This is a genomic window from Isoptericola sp. S6320L, assembly GCF_023015685.1.
In the GTDB taxonomy this organism is placed as follows: domain Bacteria; phylum Actinomycetota; class Actinomycetes; order Actinomycetales; family Cellulomonadaceae; genus Isoptericola; species Isoptericola halotolerans_A.
In genome coordinates this window covers 80,698-98,701 of sequence record NZ_JALKAT010000012.1, presented here as the reverse complement: position 1 = coordinate 98,701, position 18,004 = coordinate 80,698, and the positions used below count along the sequence as shown (strand labels likewise).

Here is an 18,004-nt window from a genome sequence, read left to right as displayed (position 1 = left end):
GGGCGCCCTCCACTTCGGGACTGACGACCGTGCACGGGACCCGACACCCGGCTTCGACGTTCCCGCCCGGCGCTACCTCACGCCGTCGGGCACTACCTCGGGGCGATCGCTGCTACCTCGGGGCGAGCGCCACTACCGCGGCGCGTTCGGTACTACCTCGGCGCCTGGCCCACTACCTCGCCGAACGTCGCCCTACCTCGGCGAGCGCGCTACTACCTCGGCGGGTGGGGCGCTACCTCGGCGGGGGCGCCACTACCTCGGGGCGAGCGCCACTACCTCGGCGTCAGCTGATGCCCGAGTAGGAGTGCTTGCCGTTGAAGATGAGGTTCACGCCGGTGAAGTTGAACAGCACGCAGGCGTAGCCGACGACGACGAACCAGGCGGCCCGGCGCCCCGACCAGCCGCGCGTGGTGCGGGCGTGCAGGTAGGCCGCGTACACGACCCAGATGACGAAGCTCCAGACCTCCTTGGGGTCCCAGCCCCAGTAGCGGCCCCAGGCGTCCTCCGCCCAGATCGCTCCCCCGATGACGGTGAAGGTCCACGCCACGAAGCCGATCGCGTTGAGGCGGAACGACATCGACTCCAGGGTCGTCGGCTCCGGGGTGCGGTCCAGCCAGCGGAAGCCCGGACGCGTCAGGAACGGCGATCCGGCGTCGCGGGAGTCGCGCAGGAGCTGCAGCGCCGACATCACGAACGAGACCGTGAAGATGCCCGTCGCGCCGATCGCCACCCCGACGTGCAGCACCAGCCAGTAGTTCTGCAGGGCGGGCTGCACGCCGGTCGCCGCGACGTGGAAGGAGTTCAGCCCCACCACGAGGAACAGGATGACCAGCCCGGTGACGAACGCGCCGAGGAACCGCGCGTCGCGGCGCAGGTTGAGCAGGAGGAACACCACGAGGGCGATGAACGAGCCGACCATCGTGAACTCGTACATGTTGGCCCACGGCGTGCGACCGGCGGCCACGCCGCGCATGACGATCGCCAGCAGCAGCATCGCCGTGCCGAGCCACGTCGTGGACATCGCGATGCCGGCGGCCCGACGGCGCGGCTCCGGCCCGCCGTGCGGCCCGGGCCCGTCGGTCCCGCTCGCCGGCACCCGCGGGTCGTCCGACCCGGTACCCACGGTGGCCGGGACGTCCGCCGTGGCGCGGGCGCCGACGCGCTCGTCGGTGCGCCGGCCCAGGTCGACGGCGAACGCGATCATCGCGACCGTCAGCGCGGTCGCGGCAGCCCAGACGAGCAGGTCGCTCAGCTCGGCGATCTCCATGGTCAGCCTCTCTCGGGGTCGTGCGTCGGTGCGGCACCGGAGCCGGCACCGGGGTCAGAGCCGGAGCCGGGATCAGCGGGCCCGGCGGTCAGGTCGGGGACGGCCGCCAGCGTCCGGTCCACCTCGGGCTGCAGCCCCAGGTCGTCACCGCGGGCGAGGCCCGCGACCTCGACGTGGGTGACGCCGTCGTGCGTCCATGATCGCACCCAGACGCGGCGGCGCGGCAGGAACAGCGAACCGGTCAGGCCGACGAGGGCCGTGAGCGCGAACGCCAGCACCCAGCCGAGCGACGGGTCGTGCCGCAGGTCGAGCGCGACGAACCTCGGCACGTCCTCGCCGAGGGACACGGTCCCCAGCCCGTCGGGCAGCTCGACGGTGTCGCCCGGCTCGAGCAGGAGCTGGACGCGCTCGCCGTCGTCGTCCACCGACGGCGTGAGGTTCGCCGTGTCGAGCCGGTACACGTTCTGGGGCACGCCGTCGTCCAGGCCCAGGTCCCCGCGGTACACCTCGAGGATCAGCAGCGGGTCCTCCGGCAGGGGGAACACCGACCGGGCCGACCCGTCCGCCTCGATGACGGCCGTGGGCAGGAAGTACCCGATGAGGCCCACCTGGTCGAGCCCCGGGGAGACGTCGGGCACCTTCACCACGCCCCGTGAGGTGTACACCTGGTCCTCCGGCAGGAACGGCACGCGACCGGAGAACGCGACCTCCCCCTCGGCGTCGCGCACCGTGATGTCCGGCGCGTACCCGTTGCCCTGCAGGTAGACCTTGGACCCGTCGATCACGAGCGGGTGGTTGACCTTGATGGTCTCGGCGGAGGTCGAGCCGTCCGGCTCGGTCACCGTCACGGCCGCCGTGAAGTCGCGGGACTGGGCGAACGCGACGGTGTCGGTCGCGAACTCGGAGGTGAACGAGTCCAGCGTCATCGAGAACGGCACCAGCGACTCCGGCTGGAACCAGGCCCCGCTCTCGAACGTGTCGTAGTCCACGACCGCGTTGGCGAACCCCCGGCCCTCGGTGATGATCGCCTGGCCGCGGTAGTGCAGCATCTGCCCGACGCCGACCGCGACGACGAGCCCGAGCAGCGCCAGGTGGAACAGCAGGTTGCCGGTCTCGCGCAGGTAGCCGCGCTCGGCCGCGACGGTGACGGCGGCCGGTCGGGCGGGGAGCTTGCCCCGCGCCTCGCGCGCCTCCTCGGTGCCGGTGTCGACGCGGAACGTGGGCAGCCACCGCCGCCGGCCCCGCAGGTGCGCGGCGACGGCGTCGGTCACCTCCTGGGGCGTGGCCGACGTGGTCCCGGTCGCCCGGGCGGGGAAGCGTGCGAACCGGGCCGGCGTGCGCGGCGGCCGGTGCCGGACCGCCCGCGCGTGCGCCACGGTGCGCGGCACGATGCAGCCCACCAGCGAGACGAACAGCAGCAGGTAGATCGCGGAGAACCAGGGCGAGGAGTAGACCTCGAAGAACCCGAACCGGTCGAGCCACTCCCCCGTGGTCGGGTGCTCGCCGAGGTACTCCACCACCGCGGCGGGGTCCTGGCTGCGCTGGGGCAGGATCGACCCCGGTACGGCCGCGACGGCGAGCAGCATGAGCAGCATCAGCGCGACCCGCATGCTGGTGAGCTGGCGCCAGACCCAGCGCAGCATGCCGCGCCAGCCGATCCGGGGCGCCCTGGGCGTGCCCGACGGCGCCGCGCCGGCCTCGCTCTCGCCGCCGCGCGTGCCCTGGGTGAACTCGTCCGCGATGCCCTCGGGACGGTAGGTCCGTTCGCTCATCACACCACCGTCGTGTATCCGCTGATCCAGCTCTGCAGGGTGCTGGTCAGCGTGCCCCACACGCCCGTGACCATCGCGAGGCCGATGAGGACCAGCAGGCCTCCGCCGCACCGCATGATCGCCAGCCGGTGCCGGCGCAGGAACCCGAGCATGCGCTCGGAGGACTGCAGCCCCAGGGCCACCAGCAGGAACGGCACGCCGAGCCCGACGCAGTACGCGATGCCGAGCACGACCCCGCGGCCCGCGGACGCCTCGTTGAGCGCGAGGGACTGCACCGCGGCCAGCGTCGGGCCGAGGCACGGGGTCCAGCCGAGACCGAAGACGACGCCCAGCAGCGGCGCACCCCACAGGCCGGCCCGCGGGCTGACGTGCAGCCGGCGCTCGCGCTGCAGGAACCCGATGCCGCCCAGGAACGCCACGCCCATGAGGATCACGACGAGGCCCAGCACCCGGACGAGCACGTCCTCGTACCGCACCAGGTACGAGCCCACGGCCCCGGCGGCCGCCATGAGGGCCACGAACACCACCGTGAACCCCAGCACGAACAGGGCCACCCCGGCCACGACGCGGCCGCGGCCGGGTGCGCGCGCCGGCGCCGCCGTCGTCGTCCCGGACGCCGTGCCCCCGGGCGCCGTGCCGGCCGGGCCCGCGTGGGCCGCGGCCAGGCCGCCGACGTAGCCCACGTAGCCGGGCACGAGCGGCAGGACGCACGGCGAGGCGAACGACACCAGGCCGGCGAGCAGCGCGACCAGGACCGCGAGCAGCAGCGAGCCGCTCACGGCCGTGGTGGCGAAGGCCTCACCCACCTCAGGCGCTCCCGTCCGCGAGCACGTCGTCGACGATGCCCTCCAGCGTGGAGCCCGCGACCTGGCCGACGACCCGCGCGGCCACCCTGCCCTCGCCGTCGAGCACCACGGTGGACGGCACGGCCTGCAGCGGCACGACGCCGGAGAGCCCGGCCACGACCTGACCGCTGCGGTCCTCGATCGACGGGTACGGCACCTCGAAGGTGCGCTGGAACGCCAGGGCGGTGCCGGCGTCGTCCTCGGTGTTGATGCCGAGCAGGTGCACGCCGTCGTCCGCACGGTCGTTCGCGAGCGCCACGAGGTCGGGGGCCTCGGCGCGGCAGGGGGCGCAGCCCGCGTACCAGGTGTTGAGCACGACGACGTCGCCGCTCCAGTCGGCGGTGGAGACCTCGTCGCCCTCGAAGGACGTGCCCTCGACCACGACGGCGTCGCCGCGCTCGCCCGGCTCCCACTGCTGCACGGAGCCGTCGCCGGAGACGAAGCCCTGGCCGACGACGTCGCTCGCGCCGGAGTCGGCCGCGCCGCAGCCGGCGAGCAGCCCGGCCGTGGCGACCAGGGCGGCGGTGACGGCTGCCCGGCGTGCGGGGCGGGTGGCGGGACGGCGTGCCATCAGGCGCCCGGCACCGGGTCGGCACCGGCCAGCAGGGCGCCGGCGGGCTCGGTGTAGTGCAGCGAGACGAACCGGTCGTCGTCGAAGGTCAGGGAGGTCAGGGACGCGAGGGCGCACTCGCGCCGGCGCGGGTCGTGCGCCAGGGTGCGTCCCTCGAACGACCGCCGGGTCGCCCAGACGGGCAGCTGGTGGCTGACGAGCACGACCTCGTGGCCGAGGTGGGCGCGGCGCGCGTCGTCGACGGCGGCACGCATCCGGACGACCTGGTCGGCGTAGCTCTCCCCCCACGACGGCCGCAGCGGGTTCCACAGCCGGGTCCAGTACCGCGGGTGCGCGAGCTGGCCGGGGTGCTTGCCGATCGAGGTGCCCTCGAAGCTGTTGCCGGCCTCGATGAGCCGGTCGTCGGTGGCGAGCTCGAGGCCGAACGCGGTGGCCACGGGCGCGGCCGTCTCCTGGGCGCGCTGCAGCGGGCTCGCGACGACGGCGACGACGTCCCGGTCGCCCTGGGACAGGTGGTCGGCGACGCGCCGGGCCATCCGCTGGCCGAGCGCGGACAGGCGGTACCCGGCGAGGCGTCCGTACAGGATGCCGTCGGGGTTGTGGACCTCGCCGTGCCGCAGGAGATGGACGGTGGTGGTGGCCATGGCCCCCAGTGTCCCAGATCGGGAGCGTCCTCAGGTGCTCCCCAGCAGCGCCACAGCCATGCCGTGACCAGCCTCACGCCGCCGGTCGACGCGTGCCGCGGGGCCGGGGAATAGTCCGCGCACCACCCCGGTTCATGCATTCCGATGGAGTCAGGATCGCCGACGGCGGTCCCGCCTCCTGCGTCCGCACCACGTTCGGAACCGCCAACACGAGGAGCACTTCCATGGCTACGCCGCTGCCCACGGGCCTGACCACCGGCACCTACGTCATCGACGCCGCGCACTCCACCGCGTCCTTCACCGTCCGCCACGCGGGCATCTCGAAGGTCCGCGGCACCATCGGCATCACCACGGGCACCATCACCGTGGGCGACGACCTCGACTCCACCTCGGTGTCCGCCGAGCTCGACGCCGCGTCGGTGAACACCGGCGACGAGAACCGCGACGGCCACCTCAAGAGCGCCGACTTCTGGCACGCCGAGGAGAAGCCCGTCTGGTCCTTCGCGTCGAAGAACATCTCCGTGGACGGCGACGCCTACGTGATCACCGGTGACCTGACCATCAACGGTGTGACCAAGACCGTCGACCTGCCCACCGAGTTCGCCGGCACCGCCAAGGACCCGTTCGGCAACGACCGCGCCGGCTTCGAGTCCGAGCTCGAGATCTCCCGCCGGGACTTCGACCTCACCTGGAACGCCACGCTGGAGACCGGCGGCTTCCTCGTGGGCGACAAGGTGAAGATCGCGCTCGACGTGTCGGCGATCTCGCAGAACTGATCCCGCCATAGGGCGGTGCGCCCCGACGCCAGGCCGTGCGCCCGGCGTCGGGGCGCCGTCGTCCCCCCGACCGCGGCCCGAGCGCTGCTACCTCGCGCTTGCCGCTACTACCTCGGCGTGCGCGGCACTACCTGGGCGTGCGCGATAGGGCCCTGCGGCCGGGTCAGGACGCCGGGACGTCCGCGCCGGGTGCCGCGACGCCGTTGGCGTGGCGCGCCGCCGCGTGGAACGCCAGGATCTGCAGCTCCCCCGCCACGTCCACGCTGCGCACCACCACGTCGTCGGGCAGGTGCAGCGCCACCGGGGCGAACGACAGGATCTCGCGCACGCCCGCCGACACGACCCGTTCGGCGATCCCCTGGGCGGGCGGTCCGGGCGTCGCCAGCACCACCATCGAGACGTGCCGCTCCACGATGATCCGCTCCAGGTGGTCGACGTGCTCGACCTCGATCCCGGCCGCCCGGCCGCCGACGACGGCGGGGTCGGCGTCGAGCAGCGCCACCACCTGGAACCCGCGCGCCGCGTAGCCCGAGTAGTTGGCCAGCGCGTGGCCCAGGTTCCCGACGCCCACGATCGCCAGCCGGTGCTCCGAGCCGAGGCCCAGCGCGGCGGCGATGTACGACGACAGGGACTCGACCTCGTACCCCACGCCCCGGGTGCCGAACGACCCCAGGTAGGACAGGTCCTTGCGGAGCTGCGCGGAGCCGACGCCGGACCGTTCCGCCAGGTCGGACGACGACGTCGTCGCCACACCCTCGCGCGTCAGGTCGCGCAGTGCACGCAGGTAGAACGGAAGCCGCGCCACCGTCGCCGCGGGCACCGTCACCTCACCGATCTCGATCACGTCTTCTTCTTCCCTCCCGGGGGCCGTGCGAGCCGACGCGCCAACCGTGCCGCGTCCACCCGCCAGAACCCCTGCTGCACGCCGTCCACCTCGACGACGGGCACGTACTCGCCGTACCGCTCCACCAGAGCGGGCTCGGCATCGATGTCGATCTCCTGCCAGGTCTCCCCCGCCTCCGCGCACACCGCGGCGACCACCGCCCGTGCCTCGTCGCACAGGTGGCAGTCCGCCCTGCTGTACACGACGACCCTGGACGTCGCGTCTGGTCGGATCGCAGGCCTGCTCACGAGCACAGCGTATCGGCGCTACTACAGTGGGCGGCATGTCGTCTCATGCTGCACCCCCGGCCGGACCGACGGCGGCAGCGTTCTTCGACGTCGACAACACGATCATCCGCGGCGCCAGCGCGTTCCACCTGGCCAGGGCCTTGTACCAGCGGAAGTTCTTCGGCACCTCCGACCTGCTGCGCTTCGCCTGGATCCAGGCGAAGTATCTGGTGTTCGGCGAGTCGCGGTCCCAGATCGAGACGGTCCGGTCGCGGGCGCTGTCCCTCATCGCCGGACGGTCCGTCGCGGAGATCACCGCCGTGGGCGAGGAGGTGTACGACACGGTCCTGGAGCTGCGCATCTTTCCCGGGACCAAGCGACTCCTGGACGAGCACCTGGCGGCAGGCGACGAGGTCTGGCTGGTCACGGCGACGCCCGTGGAGATCGGCGGACTCATCGCGCGCCGGCTCGGGGCGACGGGCTGCCTGGGCACGATCGCCGAGCACGCCGACGGCTACTACACCGGCGCGCTGGTGGGCGACCTCATGCACGGCGAGGCCAAGGGGGCGGCCGTGCGGGAGCTCGCCGAGCGCGAAGGACTCGACCTGGAGTCCTCCTACGCGTACGGCGACTCGCTCAACGACCTGCCGATGATGCGGTCGGTGGGCCACCCCTGCCCCATCAACCCCGACGCGCGGCTACGCCGGCACGCGAAGGAGGTCGGCTGGCCGATCCGTGAGTTCCGGGGCCGGGGTCAGCGCGCGGCCGGACGCGGCGTGCGCACGGCGTCGTGGGCGGGTGCGGCCTGGGTGCTCGGCCTCGTGCTGCGCGCCGCCCAGCGCAGCGTGCGCAAGCGGCTCCGGCGGTACTGAACCGGCCCGCCGAGTCCGCCCGCAGGACGCAAGGAGCCCGGCACCTCGGGCGAGGTCCGGGCTCGGTGCGTGCGGCCCGTCGTCAGACGGGCCGAGCGTCACTTCTTGTTGCGACGCTGGTGACGCGTCTTGCGAAGCAGCTTGCGGTGCTTCTTCTTCGCCATACGCTTGCGGCGCTTCTTGATGACGGAGCCCATGAGGTCCTCACAATGCTGATCGGTGGTGGAGGCCGGTTGGTCCCGACGATCCTGTTCCCTGGAAGACTCCCGGGACCAAGCACTGCCGACCAACGCGAAAAAGTCCGTCTCCCAGAGTACCCGACACGGACGCGTGCCCCGAATCGCTGCCGTGGCCGCACGGGCGGCTCAGTCGAGGAACGGGTCCAGGCCCAGCCCGGGGAAGACGTGCCGGCGGGTCGCCAGGACGGCGCGGTCCACGGCGTCGGACGGGTCGTACCCCTCGCTCCACGGCCGCCAGACCACCGGGGCCTTGCCGAGCGCCCTCGCGGGGGTCAGCCCTGACATCTCTTCCGCCGCCGTGCGCCAGACCTCGGGCAGCGGGGTCGCCGGGGCGAGCGGCACGTGGGCGGCCTGGGCCACCAGCGCGGTCCACACCAGCGGCACCACGTCGACGACGGCGTACCCTCCGCCGCCGAGTGCGACCCACCGCCCCTCGCAGAGCTCGTGGGCGAGGTCGTGCACCCACGACGCCGCCGTCAGCTGCGCGTCGATCCCCACGTTCAGGTCCGCCATCGGGTCGTTGCCGTGGGCGTCGGTGCCGTGCTGGGACACGATCGCGTCCGGCCGGAACTCCCGCAGCACGAGCGGCAGGACGGCGTCGACGGCACGCAGCCAGCGCGCCGAGTCGGTGCGGGGCGGCAGGGCGACGTTCACCGCGGTGCAGTCGGCCGCCGTGCCTCCGGTGTCCGCGGGGTTGCCCGTGCCCGGGAAGAGGGAGCGACCGTCCTGGTGCACGGAGACCGTCAGGACACGCGGGTCGTCCCAGAAGATCGACTCGACGCCGTCGCCGTGATGGGCGTCCAGGTCGACGTAGGCGACCCGCCGGGCGCCCAGGTCGAGCAACCGCTGCACCGCGGCCGCGGCGTCGTTGTAGAGGCAGAAGCCGGAGGCGCCCGCGCGCCGTGCGTGGTGCATCCCGCCCGCGATGTTGACGGCGTGCTCCGCCGCACCCGTCCACGTCGCCTCGGCGGCGGCGACCGACGCGCTGACGAGTCGCGAGGCCGCCTCGTGCATACCGGCGAAGACCGGGTTGTCCTCGGTGCCGAGCCCGCGCACCAGGTCGGGCTCGCCCGTGCGGTCCGCACGCCGGACCGCCGCCACGTAGTCGCCGTCGTGCACCGTGCGCACGAGGTCGTCGGTGCTCGGCGGGATGCGCACGACCTCGAGGGAGGGTTCGTCGAACAGACCGAACGCGTCGGCGAGCCGGAAGGTGAGGTCGAGCCGGGCGGGCGCCATCGGGTGCCCGGGCCCGAAGTCGTAGGTCAGGAGCTCGGGGCTCCACAGCAGCCGGGCGACGGACATCCCGTCACCGTAGCGGAACCCGTGGCAGGCTGGGCCCGACGACTGGCGGTTGAGACGACGGAGGATCCGGTCGGTGGCGACGAGGTGGCGCGATCGCGGTGCGACGGTGCGCGAGTGGGTGGACCGCACCGCGCGGGAGTACCCGGCGCGCCTCGCGATGACCGTGTTCGGTGCCGTCATCGCGCTCTTCACCATCCTGCTGCTGCCCCCGTGGGCCACGGCGTCCGGTGACGGCGCGCGGTTCGTCGACGCGCTGTTCACCGCGGTGTCCGCCGTCTGCGTCACCGGGCTGGTCGTCGTCGACACCGGCAGCTACTGGTCCGACTACGGCCACGCGGTGATCCTCGTCGGCATCAAGATCGGCGGGCTCGGCGTCATGACGCTCGCCTCGCTGCTCGGCATGGCGGTCTCGCGCCGCATCGGGCTGACCCAGAAGCTGCTCACGGCGTCCGAGGCGAAGGTGCGCACCAGCAGCCTGGGCGAGGTCGGCTACCTCATCCGGCTCATCATCGTGGTGTCGGTGACGATCGAGGCGACGGTCGCCCTGGTCCTGCTCCCCCGGTTCCTCGCGCTGGGCGAGAGCTTCGGCACCGCGCTGTGGAACGCGGTCTTCTACGGCATCTCGGCGTTCAACAACGCGGGCTTCGTCCCGACCACCGAGGGTCTCTCGGTGTACGCGTCCGACTGGCTCGTCGTCGTGCCGATCGGGCTGGGCGTCTTCGTCGGGGCGCTGGGCTTCCCGGTCATGGCGAACGTCCTGCAGGCCCGCCGGTACGGCCGGCGCTGGTACCGCCACCTGACGCTGCACACGAAGCTCACCGTGACCACGAGCGTCGCCCTGTTCGCGGCGGGGTTCGTGATCATCGGGGCGATGGAGTGGGCCAACCCCCGCACCCTCGGCGGCCAGGACCTGGCGACCAAGCTGCTGTCCGCGTCGTTCGCCTCGATCATGCCGCGCTCCGGCGGCTTCAGCACGGTCGACACCGGCGCGATGAACCCGGAGACGTGGCTGGTCACCGACGCCCTGATGTTCGTGGGCGGCGGGTCGGCGTCGACGGCCGGCGGCATCAAGGTGACCACCCTGGCCGTCATGCTCCTGGCGATCCTCGCCGAGGCCCGCGGCGACCGGGACATCGACGTCTTCGGCCGACGCATCCCGCGCGACACGCTCCGGCTGTCCATCGCCGTGGTGTTCATCGGCGCCACGATGGTGCTGGGCGCCTGCATCGCGCTGCTGCGCATCACGGACTTCTCGCTGTCGGAGGTGCTGTTCGAGGTGATCTCGGCGTTCGCCACCGTGGGCCTGTCCACCGGGATCACCGGCGACCTGCCCGACGCCGGGAAGTACGTCCTGTGCGCGCTCATGTACCTCGGTCGTGTGGGGACGATCTCCGTGCTCGGCGCGATCGCCCTGCGGGACCGACGGCGCGTCGTACGCTTCCCCGAGGAGCGCCCCGTGATCGGGTGAGACGGAGGTGCAGCGGAGGGTGGGTCCGAGGCACGAGGCACCGCCCGCAGCGGAGCCGCAGGCTCACCCGACAGCAGGATCGGGTGAGACCGGTCGGGGCGACCGGGTGACGGGAACGAGAGAGGAAACCGTGGCAGACAAGAAGGCATCGGAGCGAGATGCCGGCGTGCTCGTCATCGGGCTCGGCCGGTTCGGCTCGTCCATCGCGACGACGCTCGACCGGCTCGGCCAGGACGTCCTGGCGGTGGAGAGCGACGACCGCCTGGTGGCCCAGTGGTCCGGGCGGCTCCCGGTCGTGGAGGCGGACGCCTCCAACCCGGAGGCCCTCGAGCAGCTCGGCGCACGGGACTTCGGCGTCGTGGTGGTGGGCGTGGGGACCCAGCTGGAGGCGTCCGTGCTCATCACGGGCAACCTCGTGGACCTCGGCACGCCGCAGATCTGGGCCAAGGCGGTGTCGGCGGAGCACGGCCGCATCCTGACGCGCATCGGCGCGCACCACGTCGTCTTCCCGGAGTCGGACGCGGGCTCGCGCGTGGCGCACCTGGTGAGCGGCAAGATGCTCGACTACATCGAGGTCGAGGACGGGTTCACGATCGTCAAGATGCGACCCCCGCGCGAGATGCAGGGGTTCACCCTGGCGCAGTCGGACATCCGCAAGAAGTACGGCGTCACGGTCATCGGCGTGAAGTCCCCGGGCATCGACTTCACCTACGCGACCCCGGAGACGCGCGTCAGCGCCAACGACCTGCTGGTCTGCTCCGGGCACGCGGACCTGCTGGAACGGTTCTCCGCGCGGTCCTGACGCCGTCGGCCCGTGCGGCGCCGCGGCGGCCCGCCCGCCGCGGCGCCGCGCGGGAGGCTCACGGCGTCCGACGGCGCAGCGTGACGATGCCCAGCACGACGGCGCCCACGATGAAGGCGGCCGTCACCCCGACCGACCCGGCGACGTCCGCCCACTCGGCGCCCACGGCGATCTGCTGCATGGCGTCGACCGCATAGGTCAGCGGGAAGGCTCGCGAGATCCACTCGAGCACCTCGGGCATCTCGTCGCGCGGCATGAGCAGCCCGCACACGATGAGCTGCGGGAAGATGGTCGCGGGCATCAGCTGCACGGCCTGGAACTCGGTGCGGGCGAGCGCGGACGCGGCGAGGCCGAGGCAGCATCCCAGGACCGCGTTGAGCAGCGCGACCACCACGACCAGCCAGAGCGGTCCGGCGACGTCCATCCCGACGAGCAGCGCGAAGCCGACCACGACGAGCGCCTGCAGGAGCGCGAGGCCGCCGAACGCCAGCGCGTAGCCGCCGACGAGGTCGCCCTTGCGCACCGGCGTGGTCATGAGCCGTTCCAGCGTGCCGGACTGCCGTTCGCGCAGCGTGGCGACGCTCGTGACCAGGAACATGACGATGAGGGGGAAGATCCCGACGAGCAGCGGCCCGAACTGGTCGAGCACGGGCGTGCCCTCGAACATCCAGGCGATCAGCCCGAGCAGGAGGCACGGCAGCACGAGGATCAGCGCGACGGTGCGGCGGTCGCCGCGCAGCTGACCGAGCACGCGCCCGGCGGTGGTGAGCATCATCGGGCCTCCTGGGTCGCACGGTCGATGAGCACGAGGAACGCGCGCTCGGCGTCCGGTGCCCCCGTGGTGGCGAGCAGCTCGTCCGGCGTGGTGTCGGCGACGAGCGCGCCGTCGCGCAGGAGCAGCAGGCGGTCGCACTGCGTGGCCTCGTCCATGACGTGGCTGGAGACCAGCAGGGTGCGACCCTCGGCGGCGAGCGTGCGGAACGTGGCCCACAGGTCGCGGCGCAGCACGGGGTCGAGGCCGACGGTCGGCTCGTCGAGGACGAGCACGTCGGGGTCGCCCACCAGCGCGGCGGCGAGGGACACGCGGGACCGCTCCCCGCCGGACAGCGTCCCGACGACCTGCCTCTCGTGCCCGCCCAGGTCCACGGTGGCGACGGCCCCCGCGACGGCGGCCTCGGCGTCCGACGGCGGCAGCCCGGACAGCCGCGCGAAGTACCGCAGGTTCTGGGCGACGGTGAGGTCGGTGTAGACGGACGCGGCCTGCGTCACGTACCCGACGCGCCGTCGCAGCGCCGCGGTCCCGGCGGGCTCGCCGAGCACGGTCACCTCGCCCGCGACGTGGTCCTGGACGCCGACGAGGGCACGCATGAGCGTGGTCTTGCCGGAGCCGGAGGGGCCGAGGAGGCCGATCACCTGCCCGGCGGGGACCTCCAGGTCGAGGCCGTCGACGACCGTGCGCCCGCCGCGCTCCACGACCAGCCCGCGCGTCCGCAGCGCCGGCCCGGTCCAGTTTTTCTCCATGTGGTGAATTCTGCTCCTGCCGGCCCGCCGGCGCAAGAGGTCAGGCCAGATCCCCGGCGAGGTAGCGCTGCACGTTCGGCCCGACCAGGCGCGCGACCTCGTCCGCCGGCATCGACGCGAGCGGGTCGATCGGCACCAGGTAGCGCGTGAGGAGCAGGCCGGCGACCTGGGAGGCGACCAGGGAGCTGCGCCGGCGGGCGTCCGCCACCCCGAGCCGTTCGACGATGGGGCCCAGGACCTCCGCCCCCAGGAAGCCCGGCAGCAGTCCGCGCAGCCCCGGGTCGGCCATCACGGCCGGCAGCACGAGCCGCACCGTCGCGCCCTCGTCGCCGTCCCAGAGCCCCAGCACGCCCCGGACCAGCCGCTCCCCCAGCCCCTCGACCGGTCCGGCCAGCACCTGGTGGACCATCGCGGCCGGGTCGACGGGCGCGATGCCCAGCGTGGCCGTCAGCAGCTCCCGCTTGCCGGCGAACCAGTGCCGCACCGTGCCCGGGTCCACGCCCGCCCGCCGCGCGACCCCCCGCACCGAGACCGCGTCGTAGCCGCGCTCGAGGAACTCCGCCCGGGCCGCGTCGAGCACCTGGGCACGGGTCTCCTGACCGGCCGGGCGCCGCCCGCGCCGGGGGGCGTCGTCATCGGTCACGGGGACCCGCCTCAGCCGAGCTCGGCGGCCAGCTCGCGGGACCGGTCGCGCGCCGCCTCCAGGGCGTTGAGGAACGCGGACCGCACCCCGCCGTCGTCCAGCCGCTTGAGCGCCTGGACGGTGGTGCCGCCGGGCGAGGAGACCTTCTCGCGCAGGATCGCCGGGTGCTCACCCGTCTCGGCGAGGAGCCGGCCGGAGCCGAGCACGGTCTGCACGGCCAGCCGCCGCGCGACGTCACGCGGCAGGCCCATGAGCACCCCGGCCTCGGCCATCGCGTCGACGACGTAGAACACGTACGCGGGCCCCGACCCGGCGAGCGCCCCGAACGCGTCGATCTCCTTCTCGGCGATCCGCACGGTCTCACCGGTGCCGGCGAGCAGCGCCTCGACGAGCGCGACGTCCGCCTCCGCCGTCGTCGGGCCCGCGACGACGGCGGTCACCCCGGCACCCACCTGCGCGGGCGTGTTCGGCATGGTCCGCACCACCGGCTGCCCCGCGGGCAGGTGGCGCGCGTAGAGCGACAGCGGCAGCCCGACGGCGACGCTCACGACGACGGCGTCCGGCTCCAGGGCACCCGCCACCGTGTCGAGCATCGCGGCGACGTCCTTCGGCTTGACGCCGACCACGACGACGCGCGCACCGGCGACCGCCTCGGCGTTGTCCGCCGTCGTGGTCACCCCGTACCGCTCGGCGAGCTCGGCGCCGCGCTCGGGCCGCCGGACGGTGGCGACGACGTCGGACGGCGCGAGCCCGGAGCCGAGGGCTCCCGCGAGGACGGCCTCGGCCATGGTGCCGGTACCGAGGAACGCGACCCTGGTTCCGGTGATCTGCGTGGTCATCTGCTCTCCTGTCACAGCGGGAAGGCCTGGTAGAAGTCCTGGACGAGCTGCTCCGGGCCGCGCGCCTGGAGGACGACCGTGTCGTTGCGCCAGGTGACGACGGACGTGCCGGGCTGCTCGCCGGGGGTCACGGCGTACGTGCCCACGACCTCGCCGCCGACCGTCACGTCGCCCTCGGCGGTGGTGTCTCCCGCGGCCTCCAGGAGCGCACCGTGCACCTCGCCGGCGGCGTCGGCGTCGGCCCACTGCCCGACCCGGAGCGCGACCTCCGCGCCGCCGTCGGACCCGTCGCCGTAGGTGAGGCCCCACGCCTCGACCGCCTCCGTGTCCTCCTCGAACCCGGTGTCCTCGGCGGCCTCGAGACGCACGAGCTGCAGCACGGAGCCCGGCATGGAGGACAGGAGCTCGGTGGCGTCCTCGGGCAGGTCGGCGGGCTCGGCCGTCGGGGTGGGCGGGGCGGCCGTGACGGTGACGTCCGGCAGCGGCTCCGCCTCCTGGCGGGCGAACCCGGGCCACACGAACGCGGTCACGACGGCGACGGCGGCGATCACCACCAGCGCGACGACCAGTCCGATCTTGCGGCGGCGGACGGCGGCGGCCCGCGAGCTCCTCTGATGCACCTTGTCCCCCGGGGTCCGGAATCCCGGGGACATGTACCCGGGCCTCTGGTCGACCATCGACGTCCTCCTGGTTGCTCCCGCCACCTCCGGCGCTGCCGACGGCGGCGTCGCGCAGCAGCCTACGGCCTGGTGCCGCCCGGTGTCGGTAGCGGCGCCTAGCGTGACGTCCGTGAGCTCCACGACCTCTGCGCGCACGCGCGCCTCGAAGTCCTCCCGTCCGGCCTTCCGCTGCAGCGCGTGCGGATGGACCACCGCGAAGTGGGTCGGTCGCTGCGGCGAGTGCCAGGAGTGGGGCACGGTCGCCGAGGAGGGCCCGGCCTCGGCGGGTCCGCGCACGACGGCGGTCAACCCGGTGCGCTCGGCCGCGCGGCCGATCGCGGAGATCGACGTCGACGCGGCCCGTGCCACCCCGACGGGTGTGGAGGAGCTGGACCGGGTCCTCGGCGGCGGGCTCGTCCCGGGAGCGGTCGTGCTGCTCGCCGGGGAGCCTGGTGTGGGCAAGTCGACGCTGCTGCTCTCCGTCGCCTCGAACGCGGCCCGGGGCGCGGACGGCGTGGCACGTCCCGTGCTCTACGTGACGGGCGAGGAGTCGGCCGGTCAGGTGCGGCTGCGCGCCGAGCGGATCGGCGCGCTGGCCGACACCCTGCTGCTGGCGGCGGAGACGGACCTCGCGACGGTGCTCGGGCACCTGGAGGCGGCGGACCCCGCGCTGCTGGTCGTCGACTCGGTGCAGACGATCGCCTCCGCGGAGGTCGACGGGGCGCCGGGCGGCGTCAGCCAGGTGCGCGAGGTCGCGGGTGCCCTCATCGCCGCCGCGAAGGCACGGCAGGTGCCCGTCCTCCTGGTCGGCCACGTCACGAAGGACGGCACCGTCGCCGGGCCGCGCACCCTGGAGCACCTGGTCGACGTGGTGTGCCAGTTCGAGGGCGACCGGCACTCGCGGCTCCGGATGGTGCGCGCGGTGAAGAACCGGTTCGGCCCCACGGACGAGGTCGGCTGCTTCGACCTCTCGGAGTCCGGGATCGTGGGGCTGAGCGACCCGAGCGGGTTGTTCCTGTCCCACCTGGGCGCGGGCGTCCCCGGCACCTGCGTCACGGTGACGTTGGAAGGCCGGCGCCCGCTCGCGCTGGAGATCCAGTCGCTCGTGGCGCCCTCACCGCTGGCCAACCCGCGCCGCGCCACCAGCGGCGTGGAGTCGCAGCGGCTCGCCATGATCCTCGCCGTGCTGCACCGGCACGCCGGCCTGCGGCTGGCCGACTCCGACGTGTACGCCTCCACCATCGGCGGCGCCCGGGTCACCGAGCCCGCCGCCGACCTGGCCACCGCCCTGGCCATCGTCTCGGCCCGGACCGGCGACGCGCTGCCCGCGGGCACCGTCGCGCTCGGCGAGGTCGGTCTCGCCGGTGACATCCGCCCCGTCACCGGGCTGGAGCGACGCCTCACCGAGGCCGCCCGCCTCGGGTTCACCCGGGCCGTCGTCCCCGCCGGTACGGCCGCCAAGGCGCCGGCCGGGCTCCGCCTGGCCGAGGCCCGGCACATCGCCGAGGCCGTGGAGCTCGCGGCCCAGGGGGACGCGGCGCGGACGGCCCCGCGCCGCGGGGACCATCCGTCGTAGAATGCCCAGGTGGCTCCCTCCAACGCGCACCCCGACGCCCTGCTGCGGGAGACCCTCGCCGCCGTCGCCCCCGGCACCGAGCTGCGCGACGGCCTGGAACGGATCCTGCGGGGCCGCACCGGTGCGCTGATCGTCCTCGGGCTGGACAAGACGGTCGAGGAGATCTGCTCCGGCGGGTTCGAGCTCGACGTCGAGTTCTCGGCGACCCGCCTGCGCGAGCTGTCGAAGATGGACGGCGCCGTGGTGCTCGACCGTGACGCCACCCGCATCCGCCGTGCCGCGGTGCAGCTCCTGCCGGACCCGACGATCGAGACCAGCGAGTCCGGCACGCGTCACCGCACCGCGGAACGGGTGGCCAAGCAGACCGGCCTGCCGATCGTCTCGGTGAGCCAGTCGATGCGCATCGTCGCCATCTACATCGGCGGGATGCGGCACGTCCTCGAGGACTCGGACACGATCCTGGGCCGCGCCAACCAGGCCCTCGCCACGCTGGAGCGGTACCGCTCCCGGCTCGACGAGGTCTCCGGGACCCTGTCCGCGCTGGAGATCGAGGACCTGGTCACGATCCGCGACGTCTGCGCCGTGGTGCAGCGCCTGGAGATGGTCCGCCGGATCTCCGACGAGATCGACGGCTACGTCGTCGAGCTCGGCACCGACGGCCGCCTCCTCGCCCTGCAGCTCGACGAGCTGCTCGGCGGCATCGGTGCCGACCGGGACTTCGTCGTGCGCGACTACGTGGACGTGGACCGCTCGGGCCGCAGCATCCAGGACGTCCACGCGGACCTGGCCGCGCTCGACTCGGCGCAGCTGCTCGACCTGTCCCAGATCGCCCGCGTCCTCGCCCTGCCCGGTGGCGGTGTCGCGCTCGACGCCGCGGTCGCGCCGCACGGGTACCGGCTGCTGTCCAAGGTGCCCCGCCTGCCGACGTCGATCATCGACCGGCTGGTCGCCCACTTCGGCGGGCTGCAGAAGCTTCTCGCGGCGAGCGCGGAGGACCTCATGGGCGTCGACGGCGTCGGGGACCAGCGGGCCCGCGCGGTGCGCGAGGGCCTGTCCCGCCTCGCGGAGTCGAGCATCCTCGAGCGGTACGTGTAGGAC

At 73.6% G+C, this 18,004-nt stretch carries 20 protein-coding genes; 6 read left to right on the top strand and 14 right to left on the bottom strand.

All coding sequences use genetic code 11. The features are described 5' to 3' along the window. Nucleotides 1-283: 283 nt before the first annotated feature. From ccsB to MWU57_RS09380, 5 genes are read right to left on the bottom strand one after another with little or no spacing between them, the layout of a single operon-like run. Nucleotides 284-1,267 carry a c-type cytochrome biogenesis protein CcsB gene (ccsB, locus tag MWU57_RS09400; protein ID WP_246908909.1) on the bottom strand — a complete coding sequence of 328 codons (984 nt, stop codon included), beginning with the start codon at nucleotides 1,265-1,267 and terminating at the stop codon, nucleotides 284-286. Between the two features lie 2 nt (nucleotides 1,268-1,269). Continuing rightward, entirely contained in the window at nucleotides 1,270-3,039 is a 1,770-nt protein-coding gene (locus MWU57_RS09395; RefSeq protein ID WP_246908907.1) for a cytochrome c biogenesis protein ResB, read from the bottom strand. Continuing rightward, entirely contained in the window at nucleotides 3,039-3,845 is an 807-nt protein-coding gene (locus tag MWU57_RS09390; protein ID WP_246908905.1) for a cytochrome c biogenesis CcdA family protein, read from the bottom strand. Before MWU57_RS09390 ends, MWU57_RS09395 begins: the two co-directional genes overlap by 1 nt. 1 nt (nucleotide 3,846) lies before the next feature. Next, on the bottom strand, nucleotides 3,847-4,455 hold the full coding sequence (locus MWU57_RS09385) for a TlpA disulfide reductase family protein (RefSeq protein WP_246908903.1): 609 nt from the start codon (nucleotides 4,453-4,455) through the stop codon (nucleotides 3,847-3,849). Continuing rightward, nucleotides 4,455-5,099 carry a histidine phosphatase family protein gene (locus tag MWU57_RS09380; RefSeq protein ID WP_246908902.1) on the bottom strand — a complete coding sequence of 215 codons (645 nt, stop codon included), beginning with the start codon at nucleotides 5,097-5,099 and terminating at the stop codon, nucleotides 4,455-4,457. The genes MWU57_RS09385 and MWU57_RS09380 overlap by 1 nt, the downstream gene beginning before the upstream one ends. Nucleotides 5,100-5,323: 224 nt before the next feature. Between MWU57_RS09380 and MWU57_RS09375 the strand changes: the two genes are divergently transcribed. Beyond that, nucleotides 5,324-5,875 carry a YceI family protein gene (locus MWU57_RS09375; protein ID WP_106264973.1) on the top strand — a complete coding sequence of 184 codons (552 nt, stop codon included), beginning with the start codon at nucleotides 5,324-5,326 and terminating at the stop codon, nucleotides 5,873-5,875. Nucleotides 5,876-6,038: 163 nt separating this feature from the next. Here MWU57_RS09375 and MWU57_RS09370 read toward each other — a convergent pair whose 3' ends face one another. Both MWU57_RS09370 and MWU57_RS09365 read right to left on the bottom strand, forming a co-directional pair. Further along, the gene (locus tag MWU57_RS09370; RefSeq protein WP_106264971.1) at nucleotides 6,039-6,719 is read right to left on the bottom strand and encodes a redox-sensing transcriptional repressor Rex; all 681 of its coding nucleotides are present in this window, start codon (nucleotides 6,717-6,719) and stop codon (nucleotides 6,039-6,041) included. Continuing rightward, on the bottom strand, nucleotides 6,716-7,006 hold the full coding sequence (locus tag MWU57_RS09365; protein ID WP_243400810.1) for a glutaredoxin family protein: 291 nt from the start codon (nucleotides 7,004-7,006) through the stop codon (nucleotides 6,716-6,718). The genes MWU57_RS09370 and MWU57_RS09365 overlap by 4 nt, the downstream gene beginning before the upstream one ends. A 35-nt stretch (nucleotides 7,007-7,041) precedes the next feature. On the opposite strand from MWU57_RS09365, the gene MWU57_RS09360 reads away from it, so the two are divergent. Beyond that, the gene (locus MWU57_RS09360) at nucleotides 7,042-7,857 is read left to right on the top strand and encodes an HAD family phosphatase (protein WP_246908901.1); all 816 of its coding nucleotides are present in this window, start codon (nucleotides 7,042-7,044) and stop codon (nucleotides 7,855-7,857) included. A 98-nt stretch (nucleotides 7,858-7,955) separates the two neighbouring features. Here MWU57_RS09360 and MWU57_RS09355 read toward each other — a convergent pair whose 3' ends face one another. Further along, a complete protein-coding gene (locus MWU57_RS09355) occupies nucleotides 7,956-8,054 on the bottom strand; it encodes a 30S ribosomal protein bS22 (RefSeq protein WP_003792170.1) in 99 nt (32 codons plus the stop codon). Between the two features lie 168 nt (nucleotides 8,055-8,222). Continuing rightward, nucleotides 8,223-9,398 carry an acetoin utilization protein AcuC gene (locus MWU57_RS09350; RefSeq protein WP_246908900.1) on the bottom strand — a complete coding sequence of 392 codons (1,176 nt, stop codon included), beginning with the start codon at nucleotides 9,396-9,398 and terminating at the stop codon, nucleotides 8,223-8,225. 73 nt (nucleotides 9,399-9,471) lie between these two features. Between MWU57_RS09350 and MWU57_RS09345 the strand changes: the two genes are divergently transcribed. Both MWU57_RS09345 and MWU57_RS09340 read left to right on the top strand, forming a co-directional pair. After that, nucleotides 9,472-10,866, top strand: a complete 1,395-nt coding sequence (locus tag MWU57_RS09345) for a TrkH family potassium uptake protein (RefSeq protein WP_246908899.1) — start codon at nucleotides 9,472-9,474, stop codon at nucleotides 10,864-10,866. Between the two features lie 130 nt (nucleotides 10,867-10,996). Continuing rightward, nucleotides 10,997-11,668 carry a TrkA family potassium uptake protein gene (locus MWU57_RS09340; RefSeq protein WP_106264966.1) on the top strand — a complete coding sequence of 224 codons (672 nt, stop codon included), beginning with the start codon at nucleotides 10,997-10,999 and terminating at the stop codon, nucleotides 11,666-11,668. Between the two features lie 58 nt (nucleotides 11,669-11,726). Here MWU57_RS09340 and MWU57_RS09335 read toward each other — a convergent pair whose 3' ends face one another. Genes MWU57_RS09335 through MWU57_RS09315 form a run of 5 tightly spaced genes read right to left on the bottom strand, consistent with a single transcriptional unit; the run spans nucleotide 11,727 to nucleotide 15,291 of the window. Further along, complete coding sequence (locus MWU57_RS09335) at nucleotides 11,727-12,443, bottom strand: ABC transporter permease (RefSeq protein WP_106264964.1); 717 nt, start codon at nucleotides 12,441-12,443, stop codon at nucleotides 11,727-11,729. Next, nucleotides 12,440-13,189 carry an ABC transporter ATP-binding protein gene (locus MWU57_RS09330; RefSeq protein ID WP_106264962.1) on the bottom strand — a complete coding sequence of 250 codons (750 nt, stop codon included), beginning with the start codon at nucleotides 13,187-13,189 and terminating at the stop codon, nucleotides 12,440-12,442. The genes MWU57_RS09335 and MWU57_RS09330 overlap by 4 nt, the downstream gene beginning before the upstream one ends. 40 nt (nucleotides 13,190-13,229) lie before the next feature. Next, nucleotides 13,230-13,832, bottom strand: coding sequence for a TetR/AcrR family transcriptional regulator (locus tag MWU57_RS09325; protein ID WP_106264961.1), 603 nt, complete (start codon nucleotides 13,830-13,832; stop codon nucleotides 13,230-13,232). An 11-nt stretch (nucleotides 13,833-13,843) separates the two neighbouring features. After that, complete coding sequence (proC, locus tag MWU57_RS09320; protein ID WP_246908898.1) at nucleotides 13,844-14,671, bottom strand: pyrroline-5-carboxylate reductase; 828 nt, start codon at nucleotides 14,669-14,671, stop codon at nucleotides 13,844-13,846. 11 nt (nucleotides 14,672-14,682) lie between these two features. Then, a complete protein-coding gene (locus MWU57_RS09315; RefSeq protein WP_246908897.1) occupies nucleotides 14,683-15,291 on the bottom strand; it encodes a hypothetical protein in 609 nt (202 codons plus the stop codon). A 169-nt stretch (nucleotides 15,292-15,460) separates the two neighbouring features. Here MWU57_RS09315 and radA point away from each other — a divergent pair, with 169 nt between their 5' ends. Both radA and disA read left to right on the top strand, forming a co-directional pair. Further along, a complete protein-coding gene (radA, locus tag MWU57_RS09310) occupies nucleotides 15,461-16,906 on the top strand; it encodes a DNA repair protein RadA (RefSeq protein ID WP_243400808.1) in 1,446 nt (481 codons plus the stop codon). Nucleotides 16,907-16,915: 9 nt separating this feature from the next. Further along, nucleotides 16,916-18,001 carry a DNA integrity scanning diadenylate cyclase DisA gene (disA, locus tag MWU57_RS09305; protein WP_246908895.1) on the top strand — a complete coding sequence of 362 codons (1,086 nt, stop codon included), beginning with the start codon at nucleotides 16,916-16,918 and terminating at the stop codon, nucleotides 17,999-18,001. Nucleotides 18,002-18,004 lie beyond the last annotated feature (3 nt).